Raw genomic sequence first — 17140 nt, forward strand, 5'->3', positions numbered from 1 at the left:
TAATTGTTCCATCACCATTGTCAACGATAGTTGTTGTAGTTTCAAGAGCTGCCACAAGATCACCCAGATTATATATGTTAGGAGTTCCGTTTTCGTCAGTATATGTAAGTTCAGAAGTTGCAGCGTCGTAGCTAAAAAATGTTAGCGTTTCAAATTCATCAACCATTCTAGCGATGTTGATGATGGTCTCTACACCTTCTTCATCCGTATAGGTAATTGTTCCATCACCATTGTCAACAAGGGTAGTTACTGTTTCTAGAGAAGCTATAATAGCTCCTAAATTATATACGCTAGGTGTTCCATTCTCATCTATGTAAGTTAAATCAGATGTTGTAGTGTCGTAGTTTAGAAACGTCAATGTTTCATAATCACCAACCATCGTTGCGATGTCGATAACAGTTTCTACTCCGTCTTCATCCGTATAGGTAATTGTTCCGTCACCATTGTCTACGATTGTTGTTACTGTTTCTAGTGTAGAAATTAAGTCGGCTAAATCTAGAGAAAATATTGTTCCGTCTTCATTGGTATAGGTGAAAATTCCAGTTACTGGATCGTAATTTGCTACAGTTACGGTTTCGAAATCTCCAATTATTGTTGCTAGGTCAATAATAGAATCTACTCCGTCTTCATCTGTATAAGTAATAGTACCGTCTCCATTGTAAACAAGTGAAGTAAGTGTTTCAGAGTTTGAACCGTTAAAAGTTATTGGTGTTCCATCACCATTGTCGAAAGTAAACGTTCCGTCACCGTTATCGATTAAAGAAGCTTTTTGGATAATCGTTAAAGTTCCTTCTTCATTTGTATATGTGAATGAACCGTCATTATTATCAATAAGTGTTGTAATAGTTTCATTATCCATTACATCAACACATAGGCTAGTCCAAGAGTTGTTATTAAATTGAAATAAACACTGCTCATCAGTATTATATACAATCGCTCCGTTTAATGGAGTAATTGAAATCATTTGAGAGTTTGATATTCTCGAAACAACTAAAACCTTTTCATTACTCTCAAGTTCTAAGATTGAATTTGAGTCAATTGTGTTCGGGTTATTTCCAATTTTAACCTGAGCATTCATAGTCAAAGACATACAAACAATCAGAAGAAGTATAATTTTTTTCATAGCAAAACCTTTATAGGAATTGCAAATTTATAGATTGGTAATCAGTATTGTAGGAATTGTAGGACCCTAACAATTTACTTTTCGACCAACAACTTTTATTTACGACAAAATAATAGTTGTGAAAAATTAAAATATGTAGTTTTTGTTAAAAATGAGGGTGATAGGACAGTTTAGGCGAACAAATGCTTAACCACATCGTGTACTTTGGCCACTTTTACTATCTGAATTCCGTATGTTTCTTTAGGAAGTTTGCAATATTTTGAGATGATTATTGTTTCAAAACCTAGTTTCTCGGCTTCTAAAATTCTTTGGTCCACTCGAGTTACTGGACGTACTTCTCCAGCAAGTCCTATTTCGGCAGCAAAGCACATTCTTTTGTCAATTGCGATATCTACATTACTCGATAAAACAGCTGCAACTACAGCGAGATCAATCGCAGGATCATCTACAGAAATTCCACCAGTTACATTTAAAAAAACATCTTTAGCACCCAATTTGAAACCTGCACGTTTTTCTAAAACCGCAAGAATCATATTTAACCTTTTGGCATTATATCCAGTGGCACTTCGTTGTGGTGTTCCGTAAACTGCAGTTGATACTAAAGCTTGAATTTCAATCATCAATGGACGCATTCCCTCTAAGGTTGCAGAAATTGCAGTACCACTTAATTCTTCTTCATTTTTAGATATTAATATTTCCGAAGGATTTGAAACTTCACGAAGTCCGCTACCTTGCATCTCGTATATTCCTAGTTCGTTTGTACTTCCAAAACGGTTTTTATTAGCGCGTAAAATTCTGTAAATATGGTTGCGATCTCCTTCAAATTGAAGAACGGTATCTACCATATGTTCTAAAATTTTAGGTCCTGCAATATTTCCATCTTTTGTAATATGCCCAATTAATATAACAGGCGTAGCAGTTTCTTTTGCAAACTTGATGAGTTCGGTTGTGGTTTCTCTAATTTGAGAAATACTACCAGGACTACTCTCAATATAATCTGTATGTAATGTTTGTATGGAATCTATAACAACAATATCAGGTTCCATTTCGGCAATGTTACGGAAGATATTTTGTGTTTTTGTTTCAGTTAAAATGTAACAGTTTTCCGATTCTGGATGAATGCGTTCTGCACGCATTTTAATCTGGCTTGCACTTTCTTCACCTGAAACATAAAGTGTTTTATAAGGAAGTTGCAATGCAATTTGAAGCATTAATGTACTTTTTCCAATACCAGGTTCACCACCTAAAAGTGTTAAACTTCCGGGTACTAATCCACCACCAAGAACTCGGTTAAGTTCGCCATTTTGGGTGTCCATTCTTGTTTCTGCAGAAGTGCTAATTTCTGAAACTTTAAGAGGTTTAGCAGTTCGGCTTCTATTTGTAGTAGCCATTTTTGATTCGCCAACCTCCCAAGAAATTTTTTCGGCTTTTTGAATTACCTCTTCAGCAATTGTATTCCATTCTTTGCACGATGTGCACTGTCCTTGCCATTTTGCAAATGAAGCACCACAGTTTTGACAGAAAAAAGTTGTTTTAGTTTTAGCCATAGATAGAATGTAAAAGTAAGATTTTCAAAACTGAATTTATAATTTTTATTATCTATTGAAAGTCTAACTCAGTTTAATAAAACTAAGGACTTAAATGATTAAAATTTCCGAAGTTATTTAAATCTAGTTTACGTACATATACAAGTTTTAGTTTTGCTTACTCATTGATAGTGTATGTTTAAATGTAATTTTTGGTGAGTTTGTTTTTAAAAATTCATTCACTAAAAAAAACGTTTACTCACTAAAAATTTAGTCAATTTAACAGTTAATAGCTATATTTTTAGGAATCCTCCCCCCTAATAGTATTCAGTATGAAAAACACATTACTCTTCCTTGGAATATTATTTCCATTAATGTCAATGTTTGGTCAAGCGCCTGCAAATGATAATTGTAGCTCCGCCGAAACGCTCAACTTTTTAGTAAATAGTGAAGGAAACCCTGAAACTACGGTCACTTCAATTTTTGATATGTCAACAGCAAGTTCAATAACAGATTCTTGTAGTGGAAATGGATTATTTAACGACGTATTTTATGAATTTACGATGCCATTTGACGGGAATGTACAGTTTTCAGGAGACCTTTTTGTATTTGATTATTTAACTGTTTATACCGATTGTGATATTGCAACTGAAGTAATTTGTAGAAGAAACAAAGGATTATTGTTGGGTTTAATAGCTAACACCACCTATAAATTAAGGCACTCAAATACAAACTCCACAGATCCAGTTACATTTTCTTTAGAGTTATTAGAAACACCAACAAATGATACCTGTTTTATGAATATGGCAGATGAAATGATCTTTGTAACTAATGGAGATGGAAATCCTGAGGTTACTAAAACAAGTGTGATACCAAACGCATCAGATAGTGGGATAAATGGAACTTGTGATGATAATACAACCAATCTAGATGTGTTCTATAAGTTTGTAATGCCTTTAGAGGGTAACGTGCGATTTTCAGGTTTGTTTGTATTTGATAAATTGACATTATATACAGGTTGTGATGAGGCAACTGAAGTAGGATGTAGGACAAATAATGGGTTGCTTTATAATTTAATAAGCGGGACAGAGTATATTCTTAGACACTCTATGGCAGAGAGTCAGGCAAGTACTGCTACATTTACAATGGAAGTGTATAGTGCAATTTTAAACGATGATTGTGTTACTGCTGAAGAGGTTGTTTTTTCGCCAGATGTAGATGGAAATCCCTCAGCATCTTTTGTCCTGAAACAACGTAATGCTACGCCAAGTACTATTTCTAATACTTGTGATCAAAATACTATAAATGTTGATCAATGGTATGAGTTTACGATGCCAGTTCAAGGGAATATTAGTGTGAGTGGTCTTTTTGTTTTTGATAGAATGGCCTTGTACAGTGCTTGCGATACATCTACTGAAATTGATTGTTTTTCTAATAATGGAATTTTTGAAAATTTAACTGTAGGAGAAACATATCTACTTAGGAATTCGATTGCAGAATCTCAAGCGACCACACGAACATTTACAATGACTGCTCTAGAGGTAATAGTTAATGATGAGTGTGAGTTTAGAACTCCGTTAAATGTTACTACTACAGAAGAACTAACTGTAATAACTGATTTGAGAGCAGCAACCGAATCTGCAGGTCCTAATTTGCCAAATCCGTGTGGTGAAAATCCAGCGCATATATATGTTGATGTTTGGTACGAGTTTACAATGCCTGTAAATGGAAATTTAGCAATTACAAATAGTGACGGTCCCAGCGAAGCTATTGTATTGTATGATATGTGTGGTGATCTTGTAGATTTAGGATGTGAGTTTGGAAGTGGAATAATTTATAACCTAACTGGAAATACAACGTATATAGTACGTTATGCAGATAGAGATGTACACTTAAATAGTAATTCGGATTTTAGATTACAAGCATTCGAAACGCTGCCAAATGATGAATGTGAAGATAGAATAACATTAGAAATACCAACCGAAACAGAACTAACAGTTGTTTCAGAACTTAGAGGTGCAACAGCATCCACAGATCTAAATCTAGCAAATCCTTGCGAAGCAAATGTATTGCATACCTATGTTGATGCTTGGTACGAATTTGAAATGCCCGTAAATGGAAATTTAGTAATAACAAATACTGATTCAAATTCTGAAGCACTTACTTTGTTTAGTATGTGTGGTGATGTTGTAGAGTTGCATTGTGAATTTGGAAGTGGCGTTTTTTACAATTTATCAGTGGGTTCAAATTACATTATGCGATACTCAGACAGGGATATCAATGTAAATGGAAACTCAGATTTTAGAGTACAGGCCATTGAAGCACTTTCTAATGATGACTGTGAAAATAGAGAAACTCTTGTAATAACAACCACGGAACAATTATCAGTTGAAACTGATTTACGAGGAGCAACGCCTTCTATAGATCCAAATTTAGCAAACCCTTGTGAAGCAAATGCATTGCATACGTATGTTGATGTTTGGTATGAGTTTGTAATGCCCGTAAACGGAAATGTACAAATAACAAACACCAATAGTAACACTGAGGCAATTACGCTTTATAATGCTTGTGGTGAAAATGTAGATGTAGGGTGTGAATTTGGAAGTGGACTTCTTTATGATTTAAATCAAGGAACTACTTATCTACTTCGATATTCTGATAGAGATGTAAGTTTAAACAGTAATTCCGATTTTAAATTACAAGCTTTTGAAAAAGCTGAGAATGATGAATGTGCAGATGCTTCGGTTTTAAACCTAAGTACCTTGAATCCTGTTTCGGTAAGTACAGATTTTCGGGGTGCTTCAAATGATAGTGAGATAAGTTGTGAAAACAATGAAACGCGTTTATATCTTGATGTTTGGTATGATGTGACAATGCCTGTTGATGGGGAAATTCAGTTAAATAATGTAAATAATAATATGTACATAGCTTTCTTTGATGAATGTAGCGGGAATGAACTAACGTGTTTCTTTAACGATGGATCATTATTTAATGTCTCAGCAGGAACTCAACTCAAAATGAGAGCTTCAGTTAGAGATATAAATGCAGCTCAATTTACTTTCGATGTTGCGGTAGTTCCAAGCCCATTATCAACTTGTATTGGTACAACTGAGTTTATAGCAGGGGAATGGAATAACGGTATTCCAGATAATTCAATGAATGCCATTATTAGAGAAAGTTATAATACCTCAACAACAATTAATCCTGCAACATTAGAGCCATATGGTAGTTTAGAAGCGTGTAGTGTTTCAGTAGATACTGGACATACACTTGCTATTGCTCCAGATACTTTTTTAGAAGTTACAGGAGATATCCTTGTAAATGGAACTTTAGAGATCGCGCATACGGCAAATGTAGTTCAGTTAGATCCATTAGCTACAACCATAAATAATGGAACTATTAATGTAAATATAACAACTCCTTTACTTGCTCCACGAGATTTTATGTTGCTTGGTAGCCCAATGACAAATGAAATGACTAATAGTGTTTTTGCTGAAGCTCATCAAATTCGTCAACACAATACAACTCTTTTTGTTCCAAATGTAGACGTAGCAACGGAGTTTCCTTTTGCTGAAAATTTTGCTGATGATAATGGTGATGATTGGACAATGCAAACAGGACTGCTTAATGCTGGACAAGGATATTTTGTACAGCCACAACCAGATTTATTAACTGGAGGGAGCTTTAGCCTTATTTTTAATGACGGAATATTTAATAATGGTACTATTTCAATGCCATTGCTATTCAATACAGATAAAAATAGTAGTCCAAATATTTTGGCAAATCCATATCCATCTGCAATATTAGCAGACGATTTTATCAACACAAATATTTCGGTTGGCGAAGTATATTTCTGGGAACATATCACTGAGCCTTCCGGAGACTTTCCGGGATATAATACTGCTAATTTTAGTATGGAAGATATTTCTATGTATAATTTAATGGGAGGAGTAAAAGCTGCTAGTGACCCATCAATAGATGATACAAAACCTAACGGAATAATTTCCACAGGTCAAGGTTTTGGTGTAAAAGCAAACGTGGCTGGAGTGGCTATTTTTTCTAATGAAATGCGAAGATTATCAGGAAATACAACTTTAAGAACAAGTCAAAATGATACAGAAAAACTTTGGCTATCAATCACTGCTCACGAATTTAATAGAAAAGGGAGCACGTTGCTTGGCTTTTCAAACCAAACTAGCCAAGGTTTAGATGCTGGTTTTGACAGTAATAGATTAGCAAGTATTCTTTCAATCTTTTCTGAGATAGAAGGGAGTGATGTGGAGCTAGGAATACAAAGTCGTGAGGCGTTTAATGAAAATATATCTATTCCAATTGGGTATTCTACTATGATTGATACACCAACAATGTATCGTATAAACGTTGACGAAATAGAAGGTTCTCAACTTTTTGATACCACAGTAATTTTAGAAATAGTTGCAACTGGTGAAAGAATTAATATTTCAGAAAATGCTTATGAGTTTCTTTCGGAAAAAGGACAATTTAAAAATGCTTTTGTACTTCACTTTAAAAATAATGTGCTAGGTATTTCTTCTGAAAATTTCAGCAACACAACCATATCGCCAAATCCAAGTGATGGAGTTTTTAATATTAATACTCAAGAAACTTTAGATGCTGTTATAGTGACAGATATATTAGGAAGGCAAATTTTTAATGATGAAAACATAAAAAATAATCCGTATTCACTCGATTTAAAACAAGAAAGTTCAGGCGTGTATTTTGTGACACTGACTTCTAAGCAGCACAGTAAATTGATTAAAATTATAAAGGAATAACTAATGGACTAACTATATTAAATTTTAAAAGCCACGATGTGTATCGTGGCTTTATTCTTTTCAGAAATATGATTGTTATTTAATAACCAAATTCATCTTTTATTTTATCAGCCCTTTCAAGCATCATGTCTACAGTAATAAAATCTGCTTCTTCTTTATCGAAAGCTGCTTGATACGTTCGCATTGCTTTTTTAGGCTCTCCAGTTTCTTCGTAAAAACGACCTAAATAATAAGACCCTAAAACGGTGTCTGGATATGCTTTTATTGCCATTTGAGCAATTGTTTCTAAGCTCTCCCATTTTTTACGCTTCTCGCAGGCAGTTGCCGTTGCGATAAAGTCATTTACCCTAATTGGGTTAGTTAGTCCAAATAGGTCTTCAATTGTTTTATATTTATCAATTAAATATTGGCTAATAGGAGTGTCAAGTTTCATAACGACATCCTTAAATTCTTGTTTGCTAATAGGTCTGTACACAGCAAAGATTTTTTCTAGAGCATTTGGAATTCCACGTCCAACTAGAGAATAGTGTGTAGCACCTTCAAAATTGTCAAAATAATATTCAAAATTATCACTCTTAACACCTTTTAGGGCTGCGTCTAATTGAACAGTTCCTTCCATTAACCCTTTGATGTCGTCAGAGCCAGTAGCTAAGTAGTAAAAAATCTTAGATTGCACACCAGGTAATCTACTCGCTAATCTATTTGCGGTATCAGGGGCTAAATCTGGACTTAGTGAAATATAACCATTCATTAATGGAGGGTCTTTAAAAAGATAGTAGTTTAAAAAATTAGCTGTAAAATCGTGCCCAACACCAATTACAAACTTTGCAGTTCTATAATTATTATCAATATATGGCATTAACTCAAGACCAATGAATTCGAAAAAGTCAGCTCCTTTATCTGAAGGTAATGAATTGTCATCATCATAATTACAATCATCATAGCGTTTATCACCTTGCATAATTCCAACCACAATTGACTCTGGCATATCTTCCCAGTAGCTAAAGTAATCTACATTACCTGCAACAGGTTCAAAAAGGTAGTCGGCATCAAGTACAAGTACCACGGGATATACTTTGTCAGTATTTTCCTCATAATTTCTAGGTAGTTGAATTTTAAGCCTTCTGGTTTCTTCAAGTTTGTTAGAAGTAAATTCTTCATATACAATTTGCGCACTAGCAGTCATAGCTGTTAAGCAAAAAGTAAAAAGCAAGATCAGTTTTTTCATTGTTTCGGAAATTTTAAGAATGGAAAGATAGTGATTTTTGTAAATGTCACATTATATCAAATATTGAAAGATTAGTTTCAATTGTAAAAAAGCGATAAATATTTAGTTTTTCTTTCTTTTGGTTGTGGATTGTCTGTTGAGAAATGTAGTTTGTTAATTATCTTTTATTCAGGAATATAGAAATTTAACCTTGTTAATGATTTTATGTTTAATATTCTGAAATATGTAAGAAAAAATATTTTTTTATATTGATAATAAGTAGGTTATGGGCTTTTTTTGTGTATTTGATACCAATATTAATGTAGTTCGTCTCAATAATTTTTATGACATCTTATAATGATGTATTTTTAGTAGTAACTAACTAACTATTATTATTTTAATTACATTTTCCATGGACAATAATCATATAATTATTGCACATAGTAATAGGCAATTCCTAGAAGGAATTGTCTCTGAAGTGCTGAGAAGAGAGTACAAAATCGCAAAGCAATTTACCAGTGGAGTCAAAGCCCTGAGGTATATTTTAAGAGAGCAACCTGAAATCGCAATTATTCAATCTCAATTTAGTGATATATCTGTCTTCGAGATTATCAACGAAGCTAGAGCAAAAGAGATTGATATTCGATTTGTAATAATTTTTCCTAAAACAGAATACAAACAATTTTTAATTGCCAGTAAGATGAATATTGCTGGTTGTATCTATGCTGGTGAGGTTTTAGAGGATCTTTTAGACTGCTTAAATACGGTGTTACAGGGCGAAATCTTTGTGAGTAAAGGCATTAAATCTACCAATCCTAAAGATGAATCGCTAAAGCTTATTTCTTCTTTGTCTGCTACAGAGATAAAGGTTTTAACACTTGTATCAATCTATCAGAAATCTTCAAAAATTTCTAATAAATTAGATATTTCAATTAGAACAATTGAAAAGCATAGGAGTAATATCATCAAGAAATTAAAAATTAATTCTAAAGTTAAAACATTGCCTAATTGGGCTGAAGAACATAGAGAATTAATACAGTCATTCGCCTTACAAAGTTTGGCATGAAAACAGATGGAGTTTTAAGAAAAGTGCTTTTATACTGTGCAATCGTAGTAAGCGGTTTGCTAGTGATTTCTTATTTAGTAAAAGTAATTTAAGCTAATTTATTTTTGTTGTATAGGGGTAATGTTATTAATGATATTACTCCTATAACAACAATTGAAGTGATGTTTGATATCCAAACTATCCACCCAAAAGCTGTACCTACTGTAAACGGGACCGCAAATAACACCAGTATGCCAGCTATGGCAGCAGGATATGTTCCAAAACCACTATTTGTAAAGGCAAAGGTGAAACTACCAACAACGAATGCTATAATAATAGTGCTTAAAGGGATGCTAGAGGTTTCAATTAAAGCATGTGTTGCAGTGTAAAATGATGCAACATATAAACCCCAAATAAAAAGAGAATGAAGTATAAAAGCTTTCTTTTTTTTCATTTTAACAATGCTTAATACTCCATCTTTTAAGCCATCAATAAAATTTTTGATTTTAGCAGGAATTGTAAATGTTTTAAATTTCAGAAGAAATATTAGCGCAATAGAAAAAACAATAAAACCAATTCCAGCTGCATACATGAGCTTTTTTGGAATGCTGGATGCTATGTATTCGTAAAGCACGTCAAACTTAAGGAAGAGTGCGGTGAACGTAAAAATCATTAAAAAAATAAGATCTACAATTCGTTCACTTATAATTGAGCCAAATCCTTTTTCAAAAGGAATTTTTTCATACTTATCCATTATTAAGCCTCTAGATACCTCTCCGCTTTTTGGTATAAATATGTTCATTAGGTAGGCAATTGAAATTGCCATAAAATTATTAGCCAATTTAGGTTTATAACCTAAAGGCTGTAGCATAAAATTCCAGCGGTAAGCTCTTAAAAAATGGCTTAAAACACTTAATAGCACAGATAAAACAACAATGCCATAATTAGCATTACTAAAATATGCCTTAAGTTCAACAAATTGTTCAGGAGTGAATTTATTATATGTAAACCAAATGAGGAAAATTCCAAAACCTAACGGAATTCCTATTTGGAGAAACTTAGATATAATTTTATTCAAACTAAACGAGTAAGTTGTCTGTGTTAGGAAATACTAAAGAAGGCTTAAAGTTTTTTGCATCTTCTCTAGTCATTAAACCATAGGTGATAAGTATTAAAATATCTCCAGGAGCTACTTTTCTAGCAGCTGCACCATTAAGAGTTATTTCTCCACTTCCGCGTGGTCCAGGAATAGCATAAGTTTCTAATCGTTCGCCATTGTTGTTATTAACAATTTGAACTTTTTCACCTTCAACAATATTTGCTGCGTCAAGCAAATCTTCATCAATTGTGATACTTCCTATATAGTTTAGATCAGCACCAGTAACTTTTACTCTGTGGATCTTTGATTTTACAACGTGTATTAACATAGTGCAAAGATACTTATTATTAGGAAAACAATTATAAAATGATATTTATCAAATTAATAAATACTTAAATTAATTTATTCTCATATTATCTATAAGTCTAACTTCGCCACAAAACGCCGCTACAAAAGCTCTATATTTAGTCGATTTGTGTTTTCTTAATGCTGTTTTTAAAGTGCGCTCGTTCGCAATTTCAAAATACTCTAATTTTAAATTACTTTCCTTAAATTTTTTTTCAGCTAACTTTGTTAGTGCTGGGAGTGATAGTGAATTAAATTTTGAAGCCACTTCTTTTAATGTAGCGCTAATTAATATTGCCTCTTCAAATTCTGTAGTAGAAAGTCTTTTGTTTCTAGAGCTCATTGCTACTCCATTAGGTTCGCGTACAATTTCACAACCTACAATAGTTGTTGAAATATTTTCAATCTCAACAAGTTTTTTTACAATTTGTAACTGTTGAAAATCTTTCTGCCCAAAATATGCTTTATGTGGCGCTACTATTTTTAATAATCTAGACACAACTGTCCCCACACCATCAAAGTGACCTTTTCTGTGTTTTCCTTCCATTTCATTTGCAATTGCTCCAAAATTGAAGGTGCGAGATTTTATATTGCCTTCGTAAAAGGCTAAAGCATCTGGAGCATACACAATTATATTTCCTTGCAACGTTTCTAAAAGTGTGACGTCTTTATCCAGTGTGCGAGGGTATTTTTTTAGATCTCCTTCATTGTCAAACTGAGTTGGATTTACAAAAATGCTTACAACCACACAGTCATTGTCTTGTAGGGCTTGGCTTACAAGAGACAGATGCCCTTGGTGTAATGCTCCCATAGTAGGGACAAACCCAATGGTTTTTGTGCTTCTGAAAGCGCTAAGAGCCTGTGATAATTTTTCATTGGTGGTATAAACGTTCATAATGGTATTGTAATTGATAGCTAAATTAACTTATAGTAAGCAATCTGCATAAATTTTCGTAATTTTGCAACTTTTAATAACCTAGCTAATAAAGCACTAAATTTATGAAAGATAAAAGAATCTTGTATGTGTCATCTGAAGTAATTCCTTACCTGCCAGAGACCGAGATTTCTTCCATGTCGTTTGAGGCACCTAGAATGGTTAATAACAACAATGGGCAGATTAGAATATTTATGCCTCGTTATGGTAACATTAATGAGCGCCGTCATCAATTACATGAAGTAATTCGCCTTTCGGGGATGAATTTAGTGATTAATGATTTAGACATGCCTTTAATTATTAAAGTAGCTTCTATACCTAAAGAGCGTATGCAAGTTTACTTTATTGATAATGAAGATTATTTTAAACGTAAGGCAACTTATGCTGATGAGGATGGAAACTATTTTTCAGATAATGATGAAAGAGCTATTTTCTTTGCAAAAGGAGTTATTGAAACAGTGAAAAAATTAAATTGGTCGCCTGATATTATCCATGTTCACGGATGGTTGGCTTCTTTTTTACCATTGTATCTACGTAATTACTACGGAAATGAGCCGTTGTTTGAAAATAGTAAGATTGTTACTTCTGTTTATAACCAAGGTTTTACAGGTACTTTAAATGAAGAAGTAGGAGACAAAATTAGGTTTGATGCTATTGATGATGAAGCTATTGCTCATTTAGATACGCCTACATTTGAAAATGTGATGAAAATTGCAATTGATAATTCAGATGCGTTGATTATGGGTTCTGAAGATATTTCAGAAGAACTAGTTTCTTACATTGGAGGAATAGATAAGCCTGTTTTGCCATTTCAGCACAAAGAAGACGTAGAAAGAGAATATATTGAATTTTACAAGTCTAAAGTTTTATCCGAAGAAAGCGAAGAATAACCGCCATTTTATTTGGCGTTAAGGATTTTGCCGGAATAAAATTTCGGCTTCCTTTAAAAAAAAATGAAGATGAAAATAAAAAATGCGTTGCCAAAACTTATGGCAATTTTTAGTGCCATAGTTCTTATGGCATCTTGTGAAGAAGATTTAGGTACTATTGGTTCTCAAATTATTGGAGATCAAAATGTGGATGCTATTTTAGATGATACTAAAACGGTACTGTCTTACAGTCGTAAACTTGTTCCAACACAGTCTAATGAGCTTCCTATTTATCAATTAGGAAGCTATACAGATCCTGCTTATGGTAGATCTACAGTAAATTTATTAAGTCAATTAACGCTTAATAATACCAATCCTAACTTCAATTTCTACCCAGAACTTGATAGTGTTGTGTTATATATTCCTTATTTTAGTGAGCTTACTACTGATGATGAAGGAGTTGGTACTTATGAGTTAGACTCAGTATATGGGAATAGCCCAATAAATATTGAAATTTTCGAATCTGGATATTTTCTAAGAGATTTTGATCCAAGTTCGGGGTTTGAAGAAACTCAAAAATACTATACTAATCAGGGTCCACTTTTTAATTCATTTCAAGGTGAGTTGATTCATACAATTACGAATTTTGTTCCTTCAAGTGACGCAATTGAAACAGTTGAGTTTCCAGATGAAGATGACGATGGTGGTGAAACTGAGCCCGTAGTTACGGAATTACCTCCAGGATTAAGAGACACATTGCCAACAGCCTATTGGGAAGAAAAGATTTTTAGTAGAGAAGATACTCCAGATTTATTAAATAATAATAATTTTAGAGAGTATTTAAGAGGATTATATTTTAAAGTAAATGGTAGTGGAGATAATTTAATAAAGTTTGATCTTTCTGATGCGAGAATAGATATACATTATACTTTTCAAACTGATTCAAATATTCCTAGCGACGATATACCTCGTACGGCAACTGTTTTGACTTTAGGTTTTGATGCGATAAATGTAAATGTATTTGATAATGATCTTACACCTTCAATAGCTGCAGATTTAGAAAATCCTGATGTGGTGAATGGTGAAGAGCATTTGTATGTTCATGGTGGAGATGGGGTTATTACATTGTTAGAACTTTTTGGAGATGATGCTGATGGAAATGGTGTTGCAGATGAGTTAGATCAAATGAGACAAGACGAGTGGCTAATTAATGAAGCTAACTTAATTTTCTATGTAGATAAAGGTCAAGTTTCAGGTGGTTCTCAAGAGCCAGAAAGAATAGTTATTTATGATATTGAAAATGGAACTGCTTTAATAGATTATACAGAGGATACAACTTCTGGAGATGAAGCTATTGATGCTTATACAACTCACTTAGGTCGTTTACAAAGAGATAGTGACGGTAAAGGTGATTTTTATAAAATTAGAATTACAAATTATTTAAGCGATCTTATTCATAAGGATTCTACAAATGTGGCTTTAGGTCTTGTAGTTTCTCAGAATGTAGGAGCTGGAGGTTATCAAGATTTAGAAACAACACAAGCACCTGGAGTAGAACAGGTGCCTTCTAGTAGTGTAGTTGCCCACGAGGGTACTGTATTGTTTGGGAATAACTCAACAAATACAGAACGAAAATTGAAACTTCAAATTTATTATACAGAACCAAACTAAAATAAAAGTATGTGTGGAATTGTTGGTTATATAGGTCATAGAGAAGCTTATCCTATTGTTATAAATGGATTAAGAAGATTAGAGTATAGAGGTTATGATAGTGCTGGAATTGCACTTTATGACGGAAAAAATATTCAGTTAAGCAAAACCAAAGGTAAAGTAGCAGATTTAGAGAAGCGTGCTGATTCTGAAATTTCTAAAAAAGGATCATTAGGAATAGGTCATACAAGATGGGCAACTCACGGTGTGCCTAATGATGTAAATTCACATCCTCACTATTCAAATAGTGGTAATTTAGTGATAATCCATAATGGGATTATTGAGAATTACTCTTCAATTAAAACAGAACTAATTAATAGAGGTTATACTTTTAAGTCTGATACTGATACTGAAGTTCTTGTGAATCTTATTGAAGAAGTAAAGAAAAAACAAGATGTAAAACTTGGTAAGGCAGTTCAAATTGCTTTAAATGAAGTAGTAGGAGCTTATGCTATTGCTGTGTTTGATAAAAATAAACCAGACGAAATTGTAGTTGCAAAATTGGGTAGCCCACTTGCAATAGGTGTTGGTGATGATGAGTTTTTTATCGCTAGTGATGCTTCACCTTTTATCGAGTTTACAAACAATGCTATTTATCTTGAAGATGAAGAAATGGCAATTATTCGTCGTGGTCGTGACATTAAAATTAGACAAATTAAAAGTGATAAGTTAGTAAAACCTTTTGTACAAGAGCTTAAGTTGAATATTGAGCAAATCGAAAAAGGTGGGTATGACCACTTCATGTTAAAAGAAATTTACGAACAGCCTTCTGTGATTAAAGACACATATAGAGGTCGTTTGTTAGCAGATAAAGGTATTATTAAACTTGGAGGTTTAGAAGAATATATTCCTAAGTTTATTAATGCAGATAGAATTATTATTGTTGCTTGTGGTACTTCATGGCACGCAGGACTTGTTGCTGAATATATTTTTGAAGACTTAGCGAGAATTCCAGTTGAGGTTGAGTATGCAAGTGAGTTTAGATATCGTAACCCTATTATTACTGAAAATGATGTAGTTATTGCTATTTCTCAAAGTGGTGAAACTGCTGATACGCTTGCAGCTATTAAATTGGCCAAAGAAAAAGGAGCATTCGTTTATGGTATTTGTAACGTTGTAGGTTCAACAATTTCAAGAGAAACACATAGTGGAACATACACACACGCAGGACCAGAAATAGGTGTTGCATCTACTAAAGCATTTACAACACAAATTACTGTGTTGACAATGATTGCTTTGAAATTGGCGCAAGTAAAAGGTACTATTTCTAAGTCAGATTATATGATGCACCTTCGTGAACTAGATATGATTCCTACTCACGTTGCGGCAGCATTGAAAAGCAATGACAAGATAGAAGAAATTGCAGCAGTATTTAAAAATGCTACAAATTTCTTGTATTTAGGTAGAGGGTATAATTTCCCAGTCGCACTTGAAGGAGCGTTGAAATTAAAAGAGATATCATATATCCATGCTGAAGGATATCCAGCTGCCGAAATGAAACACGGTCCTATTGCTTTAATTGATGAGCATATGCCAGTTGTAGTTATTGCTATTAATAGTAATCATTATGGTAAAGTTGTAAGTAATATTGAAGAGATTAAAGCAAGAAAAGGAAAAATTATAGCGGTGGTTACAGAAGGTGATACAGTTGTAAGAGAACTTGCAGATTATGTTATGGAAGTTCCTAAAACTCCTGAGTCATTAACTCCTTTAGTTACTACAATTCCATTGCAATTACTATCTTATCATATAGCGGTAATGCTTAATAAAAACGTAGATCAACCACGTAACTTAGCTAAATCTGTTACGGTAGAATAAGATTTATAATTATTATATTATTATCAGCTCTTTCCTTTAATGGAGGGGGCTGATTTTGTTTTGTCTTATTTGCGACAACTATTCTATGTATCCATAAAAATTTCAAATTACTTATTAAATATATAATATGTCTTTTTATCAAAAACTCTCTGAAGTAGGCTCTAAGTTCATGAGTCAAGCAACATTGTTTAAATATGGTTTTAATCTTTCGCCTATGTATCGTCGCAGTACAGCTCGTATTACAGAAGTTACTGATGATTTAATGCATATTAAGATAAGGCTACCTATCAATTACAAAAACAGGAACTATGTGGGATCAATATTTGGGGGGAGTATGTTTAGTGCGGTAGACCCTATACCAATGATACAAGTGTTGAATATTCTTGGCAATGATTATGTTGTTTGGGACAAGGCTGCTGAGATTAAATTTAAACGTCCAGGAAGAGAAAATCTTTATGCCAATTTTAACTGCACACCTTCGGAAATATTAAACATTAAAAACCGTGTCGAAAATGAACAAGAAATCGAAATCCAAAAACTTACACAGCTAACAAATAAGAATGGAGATGTTGTTTTTTGTGAAGTTTCAAAGACAATTTATATAGCAGATAAGGAATTTTATAAAACTAAACGAAGAACGAAAAAATAATCGTTACTTATAATTAGAGAGT

The 17140-nt window shown here is 33.2% G+C and carries 12 protein-coding genes; 6 read left to right on the top strand and 6 right to left on the bottom strand.

All coding sequences use genetic code 11. The features are described 5' to 3' along the window. Positions 1–1123: phage tail-like protein (locus GBH57_RS11985; RefSeq protein WP_507763218.1), on the bottom strand; the 1123-nt coding region annotated here is incomplete at its 3' end. A 170-nt stretch (positions 1124–1293) separates the two neighbouring features. Further along, positions 1294–2670 (bottom strand): DNA repair protein RadA, encoded by a 1377-nt coding sequence (radA, locus tag GBH57_RS11990; protein WP_151674737.1) that lies wholly within the window; start codon positions 2668–2670, stop codon positions 1294–1296. Between the two features lie 311 nt (positions 2671–2981). Here radA and GBH57_RS11995 point away from each other — a divergent pair, with 311 nt between their 5' ends. Continuing rightward, on the top strand, positions 2982–7442 hold the full coding sequence (locus tag GBH57_RS11995; protein ID WP_151674738.1) for a T9SS type A sorting domain-containing protein: 4461 nt from the start codon (positions 2982–2984) through the stop codon (positions 7440–7442). 79 nt (positions 7443–7521) lie between these two features. On the opposite strand, the gene GBH57_RS12000 is transcribed toward GBH57_RS11995, so the two are convergent. Next, entirely contained in the window at positions 7522–8670 is a 1149-nt protein-coding gene (locus GBH57_RS12000) for an alpha/beta hydrolase-fold protein (RefSeq protein ID WP_151674739.1), read from the bottom strand. Positions 8671–9061: 391 nt separating this feature from the next. On the opposite strand from GBH57_RS12000, the gene GBH57_RS12005 reads away from it, so the two are divergent. Beyond that, a complete protein-coding gene (locus GBH57_RS12005; protein WP_151674740.1) occupies positions 9062–9715 on the top strand; it encodes a response regulator transcription factor in 654 nt (217 codons plus the stop codon). Between the two features lie 88 nt (positions 9716–9803). On the opposite strand, the gene GBH57_RS12010 is transcribed toward GBH57_RS12005, so the two are convergent. The 3 genes from GBH57_RS12010 to panC all read right to left on the bottom strand — a co-directional run bounded on the left by GBH57_RS12010 (position 9804) and on the right by panC (position 12033). Further along, positions 9804–10772, bottom strand: a complete 969-nt coding sequence (locus GBH57_RS12010) for a lysylphosphatidylglycerol synthase transmembrane domain-containing protein (RefSeq protein WP_235904712.1) — start codon at positions 10770–10772, stop codon at positions 9804–9806. A gap of 1 nt (position 10773) precedes the next feature. Beyond that, the gene (gene panD, locus GBH57_RS12015; protein WP_151674741.1) at positions 10774–11121 is read right to left on the bottom strand and encodes an aspartate 1-decarboxylase; all 348 of its coding nucleotides are present in this window, start codon (positions 11119–11121) and stop codon (positions 10774–10776) included. A 69-nt stretch (positions 11122–11190) separates the two neighbouring features. Further along, complete coding sequence (panC, locus tag GBH57_RS12020) at positions 11191–12033, bottom strand: pantoate--beta-alanine ligase (protein ID WP_151674742.1); 843 nt, start codon at positions 12031–12033, stop codon at positions 11191–11193. A gap of 104 nt (positions 12034–12137) precedes the next feature. Here panC and GBH57_RS12025 point away from each other — a divergent pair, with 104 nt between their 5' ends. The 4 genes from GBH57_RS12025 to GBH57_RS12040 all read left to right on the top strand — a co-directional run bounded on the left by GBH57_RS12025 (position 12138) and on the right by GBH57_RS12040 (position 17118). Then, entirely contained in the window at positions 12138–12962 is an 825-nt protein-coding gene (locus tag GBH57_RS12025; RefSeq protein ID WP_151674743.1) for a glycogen/starch synthase, read from the top strand. Positions 12963–13031: 69 nt separating this feature from the next. Then, complete coding sequence (bamH, locus tag GBH57_RS12030; RefSeq protein WP_161596096.1) at positions 13032–14612, top strand: BamH family beta-barrel-assembly machinery protein; 1581 nt, start codon at positions 13032–13034, stop codon at positions 14610–14612. Positions 14613–14621: 9 nt separating this feature from the next. Further along, entirely contained in the window at positions 14622–16469 is a 1848-nt protein-coding gene (gene glmS / locus GBH57_RS12035; RefSeq protein ID WP_151674745.1) for a glutamine--fructose-6-phosphate transaminase (isomerizing), read from the top strand. A gap of 169 nt (positions 16470–16638) precedes the next feature. Next, the gene (locus GBH57_RS12040) at positions 16639–17118 is read left to right on the top strand and encodes a DUF4442 domain-containing protein (protein WP_235904713.1); all 480 of its coding nucleotides are present in this window, start codon (positions 16639–16641) and stop codon (positions 17116–17118) included. The last annotated feature ends 22 nt before the right edge of the window (positions 17119–17140 follow it).

Source organism: Patiriisocius marinus (assembly GCF_008974325.1).
GTDB classification, from domain to species: Bacteria; Bacteroidota; Bacteroidia; order Flavobacteriales; family Flavobacteriaceae; genus Patiriisocius; species Patiriisocius marinus.

Bases quoted from the DNA above. Each gene is read 5' to 3' on its own strand.
- radA (WP_151674737.1), bottom strand. From the start codon at position 2,670: ATGGCTAAAACTAAAACAACTTTTTTCTGTCAAAACTGTGGTGCTTCA.
- GBH57_RS11995 (WP_151674738.1), top strand. From the start codon at position 2,982: ATGAAAAACACATTACTCTTCCTTGGAATATTATTTCCATTAATGTCA.
- GBH57_RS12000 (WP_151674739.1), bottom strand. From the start codon at position 8,670: ATGAAAAAACTGATCTTGCTTTTTACTTTTTGCTTAACAGCTATGACT.
- GBH57_RS12005 (WP_151674740.1), top strand. From the start codon at position 9,062: ATGGACAATAATCATATAATTATTGCACATAGTAATAGGCAATTCCTA.
- panD (WP_151674741.1), bottom strand. From the start codon at position 11,121: ATGTTAATACACGTTGTAAAATCAAAGATCCACAGAGTAAAAGTTACT.
- panC (WP_151674742.1), bottom strand. From the start codon at position 12,033: ATGAACGTTTATACCACCAATGAAAAATTATCACAGGCTCTTAGCGCT.
- GBH57_RS12025 (WP_151674743.1), top strand. From the start codon at position 12,138: ATGAAAGATAAAAGAATCTTGTATGTGTCATCTGAAGTAATTCCTTAC.
- bamH (WP_161596096.1), top strand. From the start codon at position 13,032: ATGAAAATAAAAAATGCGTTGCCAAAACTTATGGCAATTTTTAGTGCC.
- glmS (WP_151674745.1), top strand. From the start codon at position 14,622: ATGTGTGGAATTGTTGGTTATATAGGTCATAGAGAAGCTTATCCTATT.
- GBH57_RS12040 (WP_235904713.1), top strand. From the start codon at position 16,639: ATGAGTCAAGCAACATTGTTTAAATATGGTTTTAATCTTTCGCCTATG.